1 protein-coding gene is annotated in these 1,609 nt (G+C 72.0%); it reads right to left on the reverse strand.

Features of this window, described 5'->3' with window-relative positions:
* Positions 1–1,609 (reverse strand): type I polyketide synthase (locus IH54_RS0138525; RefSeq protein ID WP_043183604.1); only part of this gene is annotated, 1,609 nt, incomplete at both ends.

Consider the following 1,609-nt stretch of genomic DNA (forward strand, 5'->3'; position numbering starts at 1 on the left):
GTGCCCGTCCGCCAGCAAGGTGGAGAGGGCCTGGTCGAACCGGACCGGCTGCCGCAGGTTCGTGAACCAGTACCCCGCATCCATGGCAGCGGTGTCGATCACCTCGCCTGTGACCGTCGAGACCAGGGGGACGTCCGCGCTGCGAGGCCGGATCGGGCCCAGAACGTCCAGCAACTCCGCCCGCAGCTCCTCGACCTGGGGTGAGTGCGAGGCGTAGTCCACCGCGATCCGCCGCGCCTGAACACCCTCCTGCCCGCACCGCTCCACGAACGCGTCCAACTCGCCCGGGGCACCCGAGACCACGACCTGCTCCGGCCCGTTCACCACCGCGACCGCAAGCCCGTCCGTCAACCACCCGCCCACCCGCTCGACAGGCGCCAGAACCGACACCATCCCACCGCGACCGGCCAGCGCACGGATCGCCCGCGACCGCAACACCACCACCCGCGCCGCATCCCCAAGCGACAACCCACCCGCCACACACGCAGCCGCGATCTCCCCCTGCGAGTGACCCACCACAGCCGCCGGACGCACCCCCAACGACCCCCACACCGCCGCCAACGACACCATCACCGCGAACAACACCGGCTGCACCACATCCACCCGCTCCAGCTCAGCCCCGTCCCCGCGCACCACCTCCAGCAACGACCAATCCGTCAACACATCCAACGCCGCCGCGCACTCACCCATCCGCGCCGCAAACACCTCGGACGAGTCCAGCAACTCCCGCGCCATCCCCACCCACTGCGACCCCTGACCCGGAAACACCCACACCACACCACCCGACCGCACCGCACCCACCACCACGCCCGGCGACGCGACCCCCGCCGCCAGGTCACGCAGCCCCGCGCACAGCTCCTCGCGGTCAGCGCCCCACGCCACCGCGCGGCACTCCAGCCGAGCCCGTCCCGCGACCAGGCTCAACGCCACGTCGTGCGGGTCGAGTTCGGGGTGACCGTCAAGATGCGCGAGCAGCCGGGCGGCCTGCCGCCGCACCCCGTCCTCGTTGCGCGCCGACAGCACCCAGGGGATCAGAGCGGAATCGGCGGGCGCGGGCTCGGCCCCCGGCTCCGTCGCCTCCGCGGGCGGGGCTTCGAGGATGACGTGGGCGTTCGTCCCGCTGATGCCGAACGAGGACACCGCCGAGCGGCGCGGCCGATTCGCCTCCGGCCAGGGGCGGTTCTCGGTCAGCAGCCGGACCTGGCCCTCGTCCCAGTCCACATGGTGCGACGGCTCATCGACGTGCAGCGTCTGCGGCAGGACCCCGTGCCGCATCGCCTCCACCATCTTGATGACACCCGACACACCGGCTGCGGCCTGCGTGTGCCCGATGTTCGACTTCAGCGACCCCAGCCACAACGGACTGTCCGCCGGGCGCTGTTGCCCGTACGTCGCGAGCAGCGCCTGCGCCTCGATCGGATCGCCCAGCGCCGTACCCGTACCGTGCGCCTCAACCACGTCCACGTCAGCCGTGCCGAGCCCCGCACCCGCCAACGCGTCGCGGATCACCCGCTGTTGGGAGGGGCCGTTCGGCGCGGTCAGACCGTTCGACGCACCGTCCTGGTTCACCGCGGAACCCCGCACCACCGCCAGCACCCGGTGACCGTTG

The organism is Streptomyces sp. NRRL F-5123, from assembly GCF_000721495.1.
Classification (GTDB): domain Bacteria; phylum Actinomycetota; class Actinomycetes; order Streptomycetales; family Streptomycetaceae; genus Actinacidiphila.